The sequence below is a fragment of the Streptomyces sp. NPDC093260 genome (genome assembly GCF_040683715.1).
Classification (GTDB): Bacteria; Actinomycetota; Actinomycetes; order Streptomycetales; family Streptomycetaceae; genus Streptomyces; species Streptomyces sennicomposti.
Genome location: NZ_JBFBEK010000001.1, coordinates 296693 through 312994, shown reverse-complemented (window position 1 = coordinate 312994; position 16302 = coordinate 296693). Strand labels below are relative to the sequence as shown.

The window sequence follows — 16302 nt, the reverse complement described above, 5'->3', positions numbered from 1 at the left end:
GAGGACCGCGGTGGAGTGCGAGCCAGTGCGGTGGTGAAGGCTCGCACGCAGCGCCTTCTCGACCAGAGGGAAGGCCTCGCGCGGCCGTCGCACCCACCGCGGTCCCAGCCCGGAACCCCGCCCCGCCCCGGCGGGGCACCTCCCCCACCAGACTCCGTCCGGCGGCGCGAATGTCCTGTCGCGCCCAGTCTCGTGCCGTCGGACGGGCACCACCCAAGGCCCCGGCGACCCCCTCTGTCCCCCTCCACCTCACCGGGCCGAAGAGCGCCGGATGCGGACGGTCCCGCATCCGGCGCTCTTCGGTGTGCCCGGCGCTCCGCGGTGTGCGCGGGCTTGCGCGTCCGGCGCCCGCTCCGGGTGCGGGGCGGGCGTGCGGGCGGGAGGCTGAGGGCATGGACCACCTCACGCAGCATCCGCACATCGTGGTGCATCCGCCGGCCCTGGACGGCTCCCGGCGGGTCACCGAGGGCGACGTGACGCTCGGGCTCGCCTCCCACCTGGACGACGTGGTCGAGATCCTCCGCCTGGCCGACCTGGACCGTGTCGAGGTCGAGGAGAGCGACCTCATCGAGTGGCAGGGCGGCGGCCCGGACGACTGGCCGGGGCTGTCGGAACACGAGGACGTCTGAGGCCCGGGACGGCCGGGACGGGCGTCTCCGTGAGCGCTCCGCAGCGCTGCCGGCTCCTGGGCAGTGTCCGAGGGCCACGGGGACGACCACGTCGCGGAGCGGCGCGCGTACTGCATCGGGCCCAGCACGGATACGTCATGCTCAAATCAAGCTCTGAACCCGGGCACGGGGGCTTCGGACGGGGCGGGGAGCGGGCAGACTTCCCTCACGCGGGGCCCGTCGGCACGGGGGCGACGGGGCCCGCGGACCACGGGCACGGGGGTACGGGGGAAGCGAGGCCCGTGGTGCGCGGGAGCACGGGGGAAGCGGGACCCGCCGGTACGGGGGCGCGGGGCCCGCTGTGCGCACGACGAAGGGGTGGACCGTCCGAGGACGGTCCACCCCTTCGCGTTGTGCGGGTGAACAGGTGCGCTGACGCACTGGTGCGCCGGCGTGCGTCAGACCTTCAGCGGCTTGAGCGCGGTCGGCGCGTGGCCCGGCTCGGTGGCCAGCTCCTCGAACTCCACGACGTTGCCGATGTCGTTGGTGCCCGACATGGAGATGTTGGTGACGCGCTCCAGGATCGCCTCGACCACCACCGGCACCCGGAACTCCGCGGCGAGCTTCTTGGCCTGCTCGAAGGCGGCGCCCAGCTCGGCCGGGTCGGTCACCCGGATCGCCTTGCAGCCCAGGCCCTCGGCGACCTTGACGTGGTCCACGCCGTAGACGCCCAGCTCGGGAGAGTTGACGTTCTCGAACTCCAGCTTGACCTGGAAGTCGATGTCGAACGCCCGCTGCGCCTGGCGGATCAGGCCCAGGTAGGAGTTGTTGACCAGGACGTGCACGTACGGGATCTTGTGCTGGGCGCCGACGGCCAGCTCCTCCAGCATGAACTGGAAGTCGTAGTCGCCGGAGAGGGCCACGACCGGGGCGTCCGGGTCGGCCTTGGCCACGCCGAGCGCGGCCGGGATCGTCCAGCCGAGCGGGCCCGCCTGGCCGCAGTTGATCCAGTGCCGCGGCCGGAAGACGTGCAGCATCTGCGCGCCGGCGATCTGGGAGAGGCCGATGGTGGAGACGTACCGGGTCTCCGGGCCGAAGGCCTTGTTCATCTCCTCGTAGACGCGCTGCGGCTTGATCGGGATGTCGTCGAAGTGCGTACGGCGCTGGAGTGTGGCCTTCCGCTCCTGCGCGGAGGCGGCCCACGCGGAGCGGTCGGGCAGTTTCCCGGCCGCCTTCAGCTCCCCCGCGACCGTCACGAACAGCTCCAGCGCGGCCTTGGCGTCGGAGGCGATGCCGTAGTCCGGCGCGAAGATCTTGCCGATCTGGGTGGGTTCGACGTCGACGTGGACGAACTTCCGGCCGGCCGTGTAGACGTCCAGCTTGCCGGTGTGGCGGTTGGCCCAGCGGTTGCCGATGCCGAGGACGAAGTCGGACTCCAGGAAGGTCGCGTTGCCGTAGCGGTGCGAGGTCTGCAGGCCGACCATGCCGGCGTTCAGCTCGTGGTCGTCGGGCAGGATGCCCCAGCCCATCAGGGTCGGCACGACCGGGGTGCCGGTCAGCTCGGCGAACTCCACCAGCAGGTCGGCCGCGTCCGCGTTGATGACACCGCCGCCCGCGACGATCAGCGGCCGCTCGGCGGCGGTCAGCATCGCGAGCGCCTTCTCGATCTGCGGGCGGGTCGCGGCGGGCTTGTAGACGGGCAGCGGCTCGTAGGTGTCCGGGTCGAACTCGATCTCGGTCAGCTGCACGTCGATCGGCAGGTCGATCAGGACCGGTCCGGGGCGGCCGGAGCGCATCAGGTGGAAGGCCTGCTGGAAGACGCCGGGGACCTGTGCGGCCTCCAGGACGGTGACGGCCATCTTGGTCACCGGCTTGGCGATGGAGGCGATGTCGACGGCCTGGAAGTCCTCCTTGTGGATCACTGCGGTGGGGGCCTGGCCCGTGATGCACAGGATCGGGATGGAGTCGCCGATGGCCGAGTACAGACCGGTGATCATGTCGGTGCCGGCCGGGCCTGAGGTGCCGATGCAGACGCCGATGTTGCCGGCGTGGGTGCGGGTGTAGCCCTCGGCCATGTGGGAGGCGCCCTCGACATGGCGGGCCAGGGTGTGCGTGATGCCGCCGGAGGCCTTGAGCGCCGCGTAGAAGGGGTTGATCGCCGCGCCCGGCACACCGAACGCGTCGGTGACGCCCTCGCGCTTGAGGATCTCAACTGCCGCGCGGGCAGCGGTCATACGAGCCATCGAGTACTCCTGCTTCGGCTGTCTTCTGCTGTCTTCGGCTGCCGGATTCGCACGCCCGTCGCGCCCCGCGGTGAGCTTTCTCCGTACTTCCGTATAGCGGAAAGTAGTTTCTACGATCTGGAAGCAATGTAGGGGGGTGCGGAAAGGGCGTCAAGGGTGTCTCGGGCACCGGGACGGGGGCGCGAGCCGCGTCCGGGAACGACGAAGGGGGCCCGCAGGCCCCCTGGAACTCGCAGACTCCCGCGGCCCTCGGACCCGCGGGCCCCGGAACGCGAAGGACCCCGGCCCGTCACCATGTGCGCCGCCGACCGCGCACTCGGTTCTCCGGGCCGGGGTCCCCCGGTCACCCCTGCGGGATGCTCCCCGTCCGGCGGTTCACCCGTTCACCCCTCCTCGGGCGCCGCGCCTTCTCCGGCGCCGTAGCGCTGCCTCAGCTCGATCTTGCGCACCTTCCCGGAGACCGTCATCGGGAAGGCGTCCAGAACGCTCAGCCGGCTCGGGATCTTGTAGTGCGCCAGCCGGTCCGCGCAGAACGTGCGCAGCTCCTCCAGCGTCAGCGGGTCGGCCGCGTCCAGCGGGATGACGCAGGCGAGGACCTCCTCGCCGTACTTCTCGTGCGGTACGCCGACCACCTGCACGTCGCGGATCTTGGGGTGGGCGTAGAGGAACTCCTCGATCTCGCGCGGGTAGACGTTCTCGCCGCCCCGGATGATCATGTCCTTGATCCGGCCGACGATCTCGACGTACCCGTCCTCGCGCATCACCGCGAGGTCCCCGGTGTGCATCCAGCGGCCGGCGTCGATCACCTCGGCGGTCTTCTCCGGATCCTCCCAGTAACCGAGCATCACGCTGTAGCCCCGGGTGCACAACTCACCCGCCCTGCCGCGCGGCTGGGTGACCCCGGTGGCCGGATCGACGACCTTCACCTCCAGGTGCGGCAGCACCCGGCCGACCGTGCCGGTGCGGTGTTCGAGGTCGTCGTCCGTCCGGGTCTGCAACGACACCGGCGAGGTCTCGGTCATGCCGTAGCAGATGGCGACCTCGGCCATGTGCATCTCGGCCACCACCCGCTTCATCACCTCCACCGGACAGGGCGAGCCCGCCATGATGCCGGTGCGCAGGGTGCTCAGGTCGTACTCCGCGAAGCCGGGCAGGTTCAGTTCGGCGATGAACATGGTCGGCACGCCGTACAGCGAGGTGCAGCGCTCCCGCTGGACGGCCTCCAGCGTGGCCGCCGGGTCGAAGGAGGCGGCGGGGACGACCAGGCACGCGCCGTGCGAGGTGGCCGCCAGGTTGCCCATCACCATGCCGAAGCAGTGGTAGAACGGCACCGGCACACAGACCCGGTCCTGCTCGCTGTAGGCGATCGACTCCCCCACGAAGTAACCGTTGTTGAGGATGTTGTGGTGGGAGAGCGTGGCGCCCTTCGGGAAGCCGGTGGTGCCCGAGGTGTACTGGATGTTGATCGGGTCGTCGCAGGACAACTCGGCGGCGCGCAGATGCAGTTCCCCGGCACGGCCGGGGGTGTCGCGGGCGACGAACTCCGTCCAGCTCGGGTCGTCGATGTAGACGACCTCGCGCAAGTCCGGGCACGCCCCCCGCACCTGCCCGACCATCCCCCGGTAGTCGCTGCCCTTGTGCCGCAGCGAGGCGAACAGCAGGGATATGCCGGCCTGTTTGAGGACGTACTCGACCTCGTGCGTGCGGTAGGCCGGATTGATGTTCACCATGATCGCGCCGATCCGGGCGGTGGCGTACTGGACCAGCACCCACTCGGCGCAGTTGACGGCCCAGATGCCCACCCGGTCGCCCTTGGCGACGCCGCTCGCCAGCAGCGCGCGGGCCAGCCGGTCCACGTCGGCGGCGAACTCGGCGTACGTCCAGCGCCGGCCGGAGGGCACGTCGACCAGCGCCTCGCGCTCGGGCCAGGCGGCGACGGCCCGGTCCAGGTTGGCGCCGATGGTGTCGCCGAGCAGGGTCGTCCCGCTCGTCCCGTGGGCGTACGACAGCGGAGCGCTCACCGGCAGTCCTCCTCGCGGTACTCGGCGTCCGAGCCGCCGGCCGTGGCCTCGCGCAGCTCGATCCGGCGGATCTTGCCCGAGACGGTCTTCGGCAGCACCCCGAACTCCAGGCGGCGGATGCGCTTGTAGGGGGCGAGGACCTGCCGGGAGTGCTCGAAGAGGACCTTGGCGGTGTCGGGGCCCGGCTCCCAGCCCGCCGCGAGCACCACGTACGCCTTCGGGACGGCCAGCCGCAGCTCGTCCGGGGCGGGCACCACGGCCGCCTCGGCCACCGCCTCGTGTTCCAGCAGCGCGCTCTCCAGCTCGAACGGGCTGATCTTGTAGTCGGAGGCCTTGAACACGTCGTCGCTGCGTCCGATGTACGTCAGATACCCGTCCTCGTCCCGGGAAGCGACGTCACCCGTGCGGTAGTAGCCGCCGGCCATCGCCTCGGCGGTGCGGTCGGCGTCGCCGTGGTAACCAGTCATCAGGCCGACCGGACGGGCGGACAGGTCGAGCGCGATCTCGCCCTCGCGCGCGCCGGGCGCGCCGGAGACCGGGTCGAGCAGTTCGACGCGGAAGCCCGGGCTCGGCCGGCCCATGGAGCCGGCCTTCAGCGCCTGGCCTGGACTGTTGGAGACCTGCACGGCCGTCTCGGTCTGCCCGAAACCGTCCCGGACACTCACGCCCCAGGCCCGCCGGACCTGCTCGATGACCTCGGGGTTCAGCGGCTCGCCGGCGGCGACGACCTCGCGCGGCGGGGTGGCCAGCTGGCTCAGGTCGGCCTGGATGAGCATGCGCCACACGGTGGGCGGCGCGCAGAACGTGGTGACGCCGGCGCGGTCCATCTCGGCCATCAGCCGGGCCGCGTCGAAGCGGGTGTAGTTGTGGATGAAGACGGTCGCCTCGGCGTTCCACGGCGCGAACAGGTTCGACCAGGCGTGCTTGGCCCAGCCGGGCGAGGAGATGTTCAGGTGGACGTCGCCGGGCTTGAGGCCGATCCAGTACATGGTGGCCAGGTGCCCGATCGGGTACGAGGTGTGGGTGTGCTCGACCAGCTTGGGGCGGGCGGTGGTGCCCGAGGTGAAGTAGAGCATCAGCGGGTCGTCGGCCAGGGTGGGGCCGTCGGGCACGAACCCGGCGGGCGCGGCGTACACGTCCTCGTACGGCTCCCAGCCCTCCTCGGGCAGGCCGCCGACCGAGATCCGGGTGTAGGCGCCGGGTACGTGCTCGAACTTCGCGGTGTCCTCGGCGCGCGCGATCACGTGCCTGACCCGGCCGCGTTCGACGCGGTCGCACAGGTCGGCGGGGCCGAGCAGCGGGGTGGCGGGGATGACGACCGCGCGCAGCTTCATCGCGGCGAGCGCGGTCTCCCACAGCTCGGCCTGGTTGCCGAGCATGACGAGGATGCGGTCCTCGGGGCGCACACCCCGGTCGCGCAGCCAGTTCGCCACCCGGTCGGAGCGCTCGGACATCTCGGCGAAGGACAGGCGGACCTCGCCGCCGTCCTCCTCGACGATGTGCAGGGCGGTGCGGTCGTTGCCCTCGGCGACGGCGTCGAACCAGTCCAGCGCCCAGTTGAAGTGCTCCGGGCGGGGCCACTGAAAGCCGGCGTACGCCGTGGCGTAGTCCTCACGGTGTTCCAGCAGGAAGTCCCGCGCCCCGCGGAAGATCTCCGTCGCCGTCGTCATCTGTCCTCCATGTGCGGTCCAGAATCCGGACCATTGCCGTGCGGCTCGGCTCCATCGTGTAATCCGTGATGCAGGTCTCACTACCCCCGAACGGGGGTGTGGTGGGCAACGGGTCCGTGACGAAGGGACGAGCGGGTGACGGCGGACGCGTCCGGGGCGGCGGAGATCCGGGGTGCGCTGGTGCGGCTGCGGCGTGCGACGGGGCTGCCGGTCGCCTTCGGCGGCCTGGTCGAACCGGGCCGCCCCCGAGTGCGGATCAGCGAACTGACGGGTACGGCGACGCTCGCGCTGAGCGCCCTCGCGGTGGTCTCGGGCAACGGGCTCGGCGGCAAGGCGGTGGCGCTGGCCCGGCCGTGCGCGGTGACCGACTACTCGATGTCCCGGCAGATCAGCCACGAGTACGACGCGGCGGTCGCCGCGGAGGGCCTGCGGTCGGTGCTGGCGGTGCCGGTGGTGGTACGCCGCCGGGTGCGCGGGGTGCTGTACGGCGCGCTGCGCACCGCGCAGCCGCTCGGCGACCGCGCGCTGAGCGCGGCCGCGGCGGCGGCGCGCGACGTGGAGCAGGCGCTGGTGGTGCGGGAGGAGGCGCGGGCGCTGCTCGCCGCCGCCCGGCCCGGAGCCCGGGCCCCGGCCGGGGAGGCGGCCGCCGGGGCGGCCTGGGAGCAGGTGCGGGAGGCGCACGCGGCGCTGCGGGCGCTGGCGCCGCGGATCGCGGACCCCGCGCTGCGGGCGGAGCTGCTGTCCGCGTGCGGTCTGCTGACGGCCGCGGCACCGGAGCCGGTCGCGGCGGTACGGCTGGCGCCGCGCGAGGTGGACGTGCTGGCCTGCGTGGCCGCCGGTGCGACGAACGCGGGCGCCGCCGCCCGACTCGGGCTCAGCGCCGAGACGGTCAAGGCCTACCTCCGCTCGGCCATGCGCAAGCTCGGCGCCCACACCAGGGGCGAGGCGGTGACCGCCGCACGGCGGGCGGGGATGCTGCCGTGAGGGGCGGGGGCTCCGCCTCCGGGGCGTGGGCCGCCGACGGACCGCTCGGCGGGGTGGTCGAGCGCCGCCGCGGGGGTGCGGCGACCGACGGTCCTGCCGTTAGGAGGGGCGCGGCGCCCGGCAGCGGGGTCGCCCCTGCGCTGCGGGCGGACGCGGCGCCGGGGTGCGGCGCCGGGCCGTGGGGGCGCGGGCGTGCCGTGCGGGCGGGGGTGTCGTCGTAGCGCCGGGGTGCGCTCCCGTGGGGGCGGGGCATCGGCGTACGGCGGGCCCGGGAGCGTACGGGGCAGGCGATCGCGGGGGCGGGCGCGTTCGCGGGGCGGCGGGGCGCCGGCGTACGGCCGGTCCGGTGTCGTGGAGCGCGGCCCGCGGGGCCGTGGGGCGCGGGTCCGGTGGCGCGCGGCGAGGGGCGGCGCCCGTACGGCTCAGACGGGGCGGGGCCGGTGAGCGGCCTCGGCGGGCGGTGCGGGCGGAGTACCGTCGGGTGGGTCGTGGGGGTACCTTCGAAGGGCTGTCCGTGTGGGGTTCGTATTCATTCGCCGGGGTTTTCATTAGGCGGTGCGCCGACCGCTGTTATTTCCCTCACCACCCCGACCACCCGAAATTCAAGGGCAGGTTGCCTAGAATTTGGCCCGAACGCGACATTCGAGGGGAGCGGTGACCGTGCGACGGGACTTCAAGGGCCCTGCGAGCTGCCGCTCCGACCTCGTCATCGGCCAGGCGGAGCCGTCGGCGGCGGCCCGCGAGCAGCTCGCCCGCGGCGGCAGTGTGCTGCTGCACGGCCCGGCCGGAATAGGAAAGTCCACCGTGCTGCGGGCATTGGCCGAGGAATACGCGCCCACCGCCCGCACGGTCTTGCGCTGCTCGGCCACCGAGTCCGAATCGCACCTGCCGTTCCTGGCCCTCGCCGACCTCTTCGGTCTGGTCCTGGAGGAGATCTCCGGTGCGCTGCCCGCCGCGCAGCGTACCGCGCTGGAGTCCGCGCTCACCGGCCGCGGCGAGTCCACCCTCCAGCGCGACGGCCTCGCCCTGCGCCTGGCGGTGCTCTCCGCGCTGCGCGCGCTGGCCGCCCAGGGCCCCGTCCTGCTGGTCGCCGACGACCTCCAGTGGCTGGACCCGGCCAGCGCCGAACTGCTCGGCTTCGCCGCCCGCCGGCTCGGCGGCACCCCGGTGCAGATGCTGTGCGCGGTGCGCACCGAGGACGAGGAGTACGACCGCCAACTGCGCTCCTCCGCCCTCGACTTCGCCCGGGCCGGAGGACCCCCGTGCCCGCCCGACACCCTCTCCGTGCGACTCGGCCCGCTCAGCCGTACCCAGGTCTCCGCGCTGCTCGACCAGCGCGGCTACACCGGGCTGCCCCGCTCCACGGTCCGTGAGATCCACCGCACCAGCGGCGGCAACCCCCTGTTCGCGCTGGAACTCGGCCGGGCACTGGCCGAGACGCCCGCCTCGCCCCGGCCGGGCGAGCCGCTGCCGGTGCCGACCTCGCTGCGCGCCCTGGTGCTCAGCCGCCTGGACATGCTGTCCGACGAGGCCCGCCGCACCCTGCTCGTGGCCAGCGCCGGCGCCCGCCCCACCCCCGTCCTGCTGCACGCGGCCGGCCGGGAGAACGCCGAGGCCGAGTGCGCGCAGGCCGCCGAGCTCGGCCTGCTGGCCACCGAGCCGGAGGGTCCGGCCGTACGGTTCGCGCACCCGCTGATCTCGGCCGCGCTGTACGCGGAGGCCCCCGCGCAGGAGCGGCGGGCCGCGCACGCCGCGCTCTCCACCGCCGCCTCCGACCCCATCGAACGCGCCCGGCACCTGGCCCTGGCGAGCACCGGCACCGACCCGGAGGTGGCCGCCCGGCTCGCCGAGGCCGCCGCCCTGGCCCGGGACCGCGGGGCGCCCTCGACGGCCGCCTCGCTCGGGCTGCTCGCCGCCCGGCACACCCCGGCCGACGGCGAACCCGCGCCGGACGAGCGGCGGTTGCAGGCCGCGGAGGACGCCATCACAGCCGGCGAGACCGACCTCGCCCGCGACATCGCCCGCGAGGTGCTGACCCGGGCCGCCGTGCCGGCGGACCGGGTGCGGGCGTGGATGGTGGTGATCGAGGCGGCCGGGCAGGCCCTCGGCGACGTGGACGCCGTCTTCCCGCAGGCCCTCGCCGACGCCGGGGACGACCCGCGGCTGCTGGCCCTGGTGCACTACATGCTGGCCTGGCGGGCGCTGATCGTGGCGGGCGACTTCGCCGAGGCCCGGCAGGAGGCCGCGCACGCCGCCGAGCTGGCCGCCCGGGCCGGGGACCGGCGCACCGAGCTGATGTCGCTGGCCCACCAGGCCTCCACCGAGACCCTGATGGGCCACCCCGACGCCGCCGCGACGACCCAGCGGGCGCTGGCGGAACCGCAGGACGACTACGTCGCCTGCCACCACAACGGGGTCGGCTCGGCCCGGTTCCGCTGGCTGCTGATGAACGGCCGGCTGACCGAGGCGCGGGCCACCATCACCGCGCTGCTGCGCGAGGTGCGGCGACGCGGGATGGTCGAGAGCGAGGTGCACTTCCTGCGCTCGCACGCCGAGACCGAACTGCTGGCCGGGCACTGCGGGCGCGCGCTCGACCTGGCCCGGGAGAGTCTGCGGCTGGCCCGCGACACCGGCATCGGCGAGGGCGCCTCCGCGATGCTGGCCTCGCTGGCCGAGGCCTCCGGCGGCGACACCGGGCGGGCGCTGACGCTGGCCCGGGAGGCGGTGGGGCACGCCGAGGAGGACGGCGACCTGATGTACCTCTCGCGCGCCCTGGCCGCCCTCGGCTACGCGCAGTTCGTCGCCGGGGACGCGCAGGCCGCGGTGGAGGCGCTGCGCCGGGTGCGGGAGCTGGAGCTGGGGCTCGGCATCACCGACCCGGCGCGCGGGCGCTGGCACGGCGACCTGGCCGAGGCGCTGGTGCTGGTCGGCGAGGTGGACGAGGCGCAGCAGGTGGTGGACGTGGCCCGGGAGCACGCGCTGCGGCTGGGCCGGGAGAGCGTGCTGGCCGTCCTGGACCGGGCCGAGGCCCTGGTCCGGGCGGCGCGCGGCGAGAACGAGGCGGCGCTCGCGCAGCTGACGTCGGCGCAGGACCGGCTGGCGAAGCTGGGGAACTCCCTGGAGGAGGCGCGGGCCGCGTTCGCGCTGGCCCGGCTGCGCACGCGCCCCGCCGCGCCGGGCGCCGGCCGGCGCGGGAGCGGTACGGCGCCGGGACCGACCACCTACGACGAGGCGGTACGGCTGTTCCGGCGCTGCCGGGCGCAGCCCTGGCTGCGGGTCGCGGAGGCCGCCGCCCGCGCCCGCCCGGTCCGGCCGCCGGCCGCGGCGGCCGCGCCGGAGGTGCCGTCCGCGGCCCTGGAGGGAACCGCCGTGCTGGACGGGCTCGCGGTCCTGGAGGGGCTGGCGGCGATGGAACGTCAGGTGGCCTCGCTGGTCATGGAGGGTGCGACCAACCGGGAGATCGCCGCACGGCTGTTCGTCAGCGTCAAGACGGTCGAGGCGACCCTCACCCGGGTCTACCGCAAACTGGGCATCCGTTCGCGGGTGGACATCGTCCGTTTGGCGGCGGGCCGACGCGCGAAGTGAGCGCGGTGCGGGTTGACTGGGCGCGTGGAACCACGGAACCAGTGAGGAAGCCCTGCCGGGCGGCTACGGCCGAACGGCCGGTCGCCGCCGAACGGCCGGTTCCGGCCTGGCTCCGGGTCGCGTCCGGTCTTGCCCCCGGCCGGGTCCGGGCTGGCTCCGGGTCGATTCCCGGTCGGTGCTCGGCCGACTTCCGGCCGGGTCCGGACCGGCTTCCGGCCGATTCCGGCCTGGCTCTGGGCGGGTACAGGCCCGAACTCGGCCGCGCGGCCGGGATCCGGCCGCGGGCCAGGCCCGGCCGGGCGTGGTCGGGACGGGCCTGGCCCCGGCCGGGGAACGGTCCCGGCTCGGCCGGAAGCGGGCCGTGACGTCGCGTCCGGTCGGGTGCGGCCGGAATCGGACGGTGTGGTCACGGTCGGCCGGGTGCGGGCCGTAGCCTGCCCGGACCGGTCCGAACCGCCCTGCCCGCAGTGCCGGTTGGGAGACCGAGGGTTTTCCCTGACCGGGGGGCCTAGGGGGTTCCCTCATTGGACGCGGCCCCGCCCGGCCCTAGCGTAAGGGGCGTGCCGATCGCCCGGGCACACGGGAGTCCGCCCCGGACCCCAGGACTTCCGTGCTCCACCCCACCCGCGCGACCCCCCATCGGCCGGCCCCACGAGGAGACGCATGCTCGGCCTCACCCGCGCCACTCGGACGCGCGGCGGACGGACCGCCGCCGCGCTCGCCACCGGCGCCGCCACCACCGCGACCGCCCTGCTCACCGCTCCCACCGCCACCGCCGGCCCCCGCCCCGTGGACGCCCCGCAGCCCATCGTCGGCGGCACCACGACCACGACGGACGCGTACCCGTTCGTCATGCAGCTCACGGACACGGCCGGCAACCAGTACTGCGGCGGCACGCTGGTGGCGGCCCGCAAGGTGGTCACCGCGGCGCACTGCGTGGCGGGCGAGAGCACCGGCAACGTCCGTGTGGTGGGCGGCCGTACGTATCTGGACGGGACCGACGGCACGGTCAGCGAGGTCGAGTCGATCTGGGTCGCCCCCGAGTACACCGACGCGGCCAGCGGCGACGACGTGGCCGTGCTGACGCTGGCGACGGCGATGCCGTACACCCCGGCGAAGTACGTCTCCCCCACCGACACGGGCGTGTACGCGGCCGGCACCACCGCCCGCATCCTCGGCTGGGGCACCACCTCCGAAAGCGGCGGCTCCTCCGACCAGTTGCGCACCGCGACCGTCCCGGTCGCGTCCGACGCCGACTGTGAGAGCGCCTACGGCTCCGACTTCGTCGCGAGCGACATGGTTTGCGCCGGATACCAGTCCGGCGGCACAGACACCTGCCAGGGCGACAGCGGCGGTCCCCTGCTAGTCGGGGGCGTCCTGGCAGGGATCACTTCCTGGGGCAACGGCTGCGCGGAGGCCGGTTACCCGGGTGTCTACACCCGGCTGACCACCTTCTCCGGCGCGGTCACGGCGCAGGTCGGCCCCTGAAGGTTCCGGGGGAACCCCCCGGGTGCGATACCAGGGGGCGTTGCGAGCCACCACGAGCGGCCCGCAACGCCCCCTCTCCAACGTCGGCGAAGCCGCCCGGTCCCGTCATCGGCCGATCTCGGCCGACCTCCCTCACCGCCCGGCCACGGCGCCGACCCGGATGTCGCGGGCCCGGCCCGGGGCAGGGCGGTCGGCATGCGCTCGGCCTCCGCGGCGGTCTCCGCCCACCGGGCGGCGCCCGTCTCGCCGAACGTTCGACGACCGACGCCTCGTCCGTCAGCGTCCACAGACCGGCCTGGAACCCGCCGATCAGAAGGGTGCGGCAGGCCTCGCCCAGCCGGGCCCGGTCCTTGTGCTCCGGCGGCACGGCCCGGGTGCGGTCGGCGTGGGAGAGGAGCGGGACGCGGTCCGCGGTGTCCGGCGGACGGGATCGGTCCGCGGTGCCCGCTGCCCGGGTCAGACGGCCCGGCCCCGTCCGGAGTGCAGTCGGCGGCCGACGACCAGCAGGTCCACGGCGGCGATCAGGGCGAGGGCCGCGCAGATGCCGGCCAGGGTGGCCAGGGCCGTGCTTCCGGGGCTGTCGCCGGGGCCGGACCGGGTGGCCCAGTAGGCGAACAGGGCGGCGGCGACGGCGAAGACGGGCAGGAAGACTCCGGACAGCAGGCGGCGCAGCCGCAGCGGACTGCGCGCGTGGCGCGGCTCGGTGCCGGAACGTGGGGCGTCGTGCACGGTCGCTTCCCTTCACCTGGCTCGGCTTCGGCGGGCGGTCCCTCCTCCGGTTTCCGTTCGGCCGTCAGCGGTTCGGGTCGGCCCGGCTGATGTCCTCCAGGGCCGAGCGCGGTCCCTCCGTGGTGGCCAGATCTCCCAGGCTCACCATGCCGACCGGACAGCCGCCGTGTTCGACGACGGGCAGCCGGCGTACGGCGTACTGGCCCATCAGCTCGGCCGCCCGGTCCGTGGTGTCGTCGGGGGTGAGGGTGACCACCGGCGGCCGGGTGCAGACCGAACCGGCGGTGGTGGTGTGCGGGTCGTCGCCGGCGGCCACGGCCCGTACGACGATGTCGCGGTCGGTGAGCACACCGAAGAGATCGCAGTCGTAGGCGACCAGCACATCGCCGACGTTCTGCTCGCGCATCACGCGGGCCGCGTGGTCAGGGTGGTCATCGGTTCGACGGCCACCGCGCCGGGTGACATCACGTCGCGTACCAGCCGGGTCATGGGCACCTCCCGGGTCGGAACCGTGGACGACCGGTCGCGCGCCGCGTAACCGTATCCGGCGGGCCCAAACAGCGCGGGCCGTCAGCCGGGCGGTCCGGCCGCCGGGGCGGCGGGCGGGGGCGCCGCCCGCCAGCCGCTCCAGCGGTGGACGGCGATCTCCACCACCGGGCCGCCGGGCGGGGCGGCGCGGTACTGCGGGTACTTGTCGCGCAGCCGGGCGAGGGCCGCCGCGTGCCGTGCGCGCACGGCGGGGTCGGGGGCGTCGGGCGGGACGATCCGGGCGGTGCCGTCGGCCCTGGCCCACCACAGCCGGTCCCAGTCCTCGTCGTAGGAGTCCACCAGCAGGCAGACGGCCGGGGTGGCCTCGATGTCGGCCAGCCGGGCCAGACGCGTCGTGCTCTTGGGCTTGTGATCGACGGCCGTCACCAGGCCGTGGGAGTCGCCGGCGCCGTACGCGGCGAAGACCACCGGGACCAGCCGGGGGCGTCCGGCCGGGCCCACCGTGGCCAGGCGGGCCACCCGGGCGGCCGTGAACCGCCGCCGCGCCTGCTCCGCGTCCATCCGTGGCACCGGCGTGCCTCCTGTCCGATTTCGCTTCCGATCTCCCGCGCCGGGTACCCCGGCCGCACCCCGGCGGCCACACAATGGGCGGCGGGGCCGCAGGGACGCCGTCGCGGCGACGGGGCCGACGAAGGGAGACGCATGCCGGGGCTCGCCGTTCCGCTGTGGGACGTGGCCAATGGACAGGGACTGCGCCAGCTGGCCGAACTGGGGCTCGCCCTGCTGCTGTCGAGCCTGATCGGCTGGGAGCGGGAGGCCCACCAGAAGAGCGCCGGGCTGCGCACCCACACCCTGGTCGGGGTCGCCAGTGCCCTGATGATGGAGGTGTCGCAGCACGGGTTCACCAACGTGCTGGGCCTGGACCACGTCTCCTTCGACCCGTCCCGGGTGGCGGCGCAGATCGTCTCCGGCATCGGCTTCATCGGCGGTGGTCTGATCTTCGTACGGCGGGACGCGGTGCGCGGGCTGACGACCGCCGCCACGATCTGGCTGACCTGCGCGGTCGGCATGGCGTGCGGCGGCGGGCTGCCGATCCTGGCGCTGACGACGACCGCGCTGCACTTCCTCGTGGTGCGCGGCTACCCGTACCTGGCCGGGCGCACCATCGGCGCCGTGCCCGCGACGGTCGAGGTGCGGCTGACGTATCTGACCGGCCGTGCGCTGCTGCCGCGGCTGATGGAGGCGTGCACGCAGCGGGGGTTCCGCATCGTGGAGGTGAAGGCCGACCGGCTGCCCGGCCGTACGGACGCCGCCGCACGGGTGCTGCTGCGGCTGGAGGGCAGGGCGGACGCCGGGCGGCTTGCGTCCGAGCTGTTCCAAAACGACGGGGTGGTGGACGTGGAGCTGAGTCTCGCCTCGGAGGAGGAGGAACAGGACGCCTGACGCGGCACGCCGCCGCTTCCGGGCGCGTCCGCCTCCGCACGCCGTCACCCGGTCGGGCGAGGGCGGTGCATGGCGTGCGGCGGTGCGGGCACCCGGGCGCACTGTGCACCAGGAACCACGGGAACCACACACGTCACGGATTCTGCTCACCGGCTGGTTCAGCTTCCCCGACGGCGAGGCGACCGCCGGGGACGTGCTCGCGCTGCGGCGGGTGGAGGAGGCGCTGCGGCGGGCGGGACTGGTCCACGACGTCGCCTGGAGCCCGGGCTTCCGGCCGGACGCCCTGCATCTGGCGGACGTGGCGCCCGAGCGGTACGGGCGGCTGGTCTTCGTGTGCGGTCCGCTGCACGGTCCGCAGATCGAGGAGCTGCACCGCCGCTTCGCGCACTGCCGGCGGATCGCGGTCGGCACCTCGGTGATCGACCCGCACGGCCCGGCGGTCACCGGCTTCCACCGGGTGCTGGCCCGCGACGCGCCGGGCGCCGAGCCCGTCCCGGACCTGGCGGCCGCCGCCGCCGAGCTGCCCGCCCGGCCGGTCGTCGGGGTGATCCTCACGCACGGGCAGCACGAGTACGGGGCGGCGCGGCGGCACGAGGCGGTGGCCCGGCGGCTGACCGGCTGGCTGCACGGCAAGGACTGCGCGCGCCTCGAGCTGGAGACCCGGCTGGACACCCGCGACTGGCGGCTGTGCGCGACGCCCGCGCAGCTGGAGGCCGTGCTGCGGCGGCTGGACCTGGTCGTCACCGACCGGCTGCACGGGATGGTGCTCGCGCTGCGCGCCGGGACGCCCGCGCTGGCGGTGGACCCGGTCGAGGGCGGCGCGAAGGTGACCGCGCAGGCGCGGGCCTGCGGCTGGCCCGCGCTGGTGGCCGCCGAACGGCTGGCCGAGGACGGCGCCGCCGAGCTGGACCGCTGGTGGAAGTGGTGCCTGACCTGCGGGCGGGAGGCCGCGCGGCGCGGCGGCGGGGAGTCCGCGGCGGGCGCGCGGCGCGACGGGGCCGAGGAGCTGGTGGATGCGCTGCGGGCGGTGGGCGGCGGTTAG

The 16302-nt window shown here is 74.6% G+C and carries 11 protein-coding genes and 1 pseudogene; 6 read left to right on the top strand and 6 right to left on the bottom strand.

Going from position 1 to position 16302, the window contains the following annotated elements; genetic code table 11:
- Window positions 1-392: 392 nt before the first annotated feature.
- Window positions 393-629 carry a hypothetical protein gene (locus AB0N63_RS01180; protein ID WP_365522361.1) on the top strand — a complete coding sequence of 79 codons (237 nt, stop codon included), beginning with the start codon at window positions 393-395 and terminating at the stop codon, window positions 627-629.
- Between the two features lie 437 nt (window positions 630-1066).
- Here the strand turns inward: AB0N63_RS01180 and gcl are convergent, their stop codons facing one another.
- From gcl to AB0N63_RS01165, 3 genes are all read right to left on the bottom strand, one after another.
- Window positions 1067-2851, bottom strand: coding sequence for a glyoxylate carboligase (gcl, locus tag AB0N63_RS01175; protein WP_365522359.1), 1785 nt, complete (start codon window positions 2849-2851; stop codon window positions 1067-1069).
- A 383-nt stretch (window positions 2852-3234) separates the two neighbouring features.
- Window positions 3235-4872 carry an AMP-binding protein gene (locus tag AB0N63_RS01170; protein ID WP_365522356.1) on the bottom strand — a complete coding sequence of 546 codons (1638 nt, stop codon included), beginning with the start codon at window positions 4870-4872 and terminating at the stop codon, window positions 3235-3237.
- Window positions 4869-6542, bottom strand: coding sequence for an AMP-binding protein (locus AB0N63_RS01165; RefSeq protein ID WP_365522353.1), 1674 nt, complete (start codon window positions 6540-6542; stop codon window positions 4869-4871). The genes AB0N63_RS01170 and AB0N63_RS01165 overlap by 4 nt, the downstream gene beginning before the upstream one ends.
- A 135-nt stretch (window positions 6543-6677) precedes the next feature.
- On the opposite strand from AB0N63_RS01165, the gene AB0N63_RS01160 reads away from it, so the two are divergent.
- The 3 genes from AB0N63_RS01160 (at window position 6678) to AB0N63_RS01150 (ending at window position 12599) form a co-directional block, all read left to right on the top strand.
- A complete protein-coding gene (locus AB0N63_RS01160) occupies window positions 6678-7526 on the top strand; it encodes a helix-turn-helix transcriptional regulator (protein WP_365522349.1) in 849 nt (282 codons plus the stop codon).
- Between the two features lie 654 nt (window positions 7527-8180).
- A complete protein-coding gene (locus AB0N63_RS01155; protein ID WP_365522346.1) occupies window positions 8181-11111 on the top strand; it encodes an AAA family ATPase in 2931 nt (976 codons plus the stop codon).
- A 663-nt stretch (window positions 11112-11774) separates the two neighbouring features.
- Window positions 11775-12599, top strand: a complete 825-nt coding sequence (locus tag AB0N63_RS01150; protein ID WP_365522343.1) for a serine protease — start codon at window positions 11775-11777, stop codon at window positions 12597-12599.
- A 456-nt stretch (window positions 12600-13055) separates the two neighbouring features.
- On the opposite strand, the gene AB0N63_RS01145 is transcribed toward AB0N63_RS01150, so the two are convergent.
- The 3 genes and pseudogenes from AB0N63_RS01145 to AB0N63_RS01135 all read right to left on the bottom strand — a co-directional run bounded on the left by AB0N63_RS01145 (window position 13056) and on the right by AB0N63_RS01135 (window position 14387).
- Complete coding sequence (locus tag AB0N63_RS01145) at window positions 13056-13328, bottom strand: DUF6343 family protein (protein WP_365522341.1); 273 nt, start codon at window positions 13326-13328, stop codon at window positions 13056-13058.
- 64 nt (window positions 13329-13392) lie between these two features.
- Window positions 13393-13817: pseudogene (locus AB0N63_RS01140) on the bottom strand (CBS domain-containing protein).
- 81 nt (window positions 13818-13898) lie between these two features.
- The gene (locus tag AB0N63_RS01135) at window positions 13899-14387 is read right to left on the bottom strand and encodes a TIGR03668 family PPOX class F420-dependent oxidoreductase (RefSeq protein WP_365522339.1); all 489 of its coding nucleotides are present in this window, start codon (window positions 14385-14387) and stop codon (window positions 13899-13901) included.
- A 132-nt stretch (window positions 14388-14519) separates the two neighbouring features.
- Here AB0N63_RS01135 and AB0N63_RS01130 point away from each other — a divergent pair, with 132 nt between their 5' ends.
- Both AB0N63_RS01130 and AB0N63_RS01125 read left to right on the top strand, forming a co-directional pair.
- Complete coding sequence (locus AB0N63_RS01130; RefSeq protein WP_365522336.1) at window positions 14520-15260, top strand: MgtC/SapB family protein; 741 nt, start codon at window positions 14520-14522, stop codon at window positions 15258-15260.
- Window positions 15261-15363: 103 nt separating this feature from the next.
- On the top strand, window positions 15364-16302 hold the full coding sequence (locus tag AB0N63_RS01125; protein ID WP_365522334.1) for a polysaccharide pyruvyl transferase family protein: 939 nt from the start codon (window positions 15364-15366) through the stop codon (window positions 16300-16302).

Excerpts from the sequence above, each read along its gene's own strand:
- AB0N63_RS01180 (WP_365522361.1), top strand. The coding sequence starts at position 393 with ATGGACCACCTCACGCAGCATCCGCACATCGTGGTGCATCCGCCGGCC.
- gcl (WP_365522359.1), bottom strand. The coding sequence starts at position 2,851 with ATGGCTCGTATGACCGCTGCCCGCGCGGCAGTTGAGATCCTCAAGCGC.
- AB0N63_RS01165 (WP_365522353.1), bottom strand. The coding sequence starts at position 6,542 with ATGACGACGGCGACGGAGATCTTCCGCGGGGCGCGGGACTTCCTGCTG.
- AB0N63_RS01150 (WP_365522343.1), top strand. The coding sequence starts at position 11,775 with ATGCTCGGCCTCACCCGCGCCACTCGGACGCGCGGCGGACGGACCGCC.
- AB0N63_RS01130 (WP_365522336.1), top strand. The coding sequence starts at position 14,520 with ATGCCGGGGCTCGCCGTTCCGCTGTGGGACGTGGCCAATGGACAGGGA.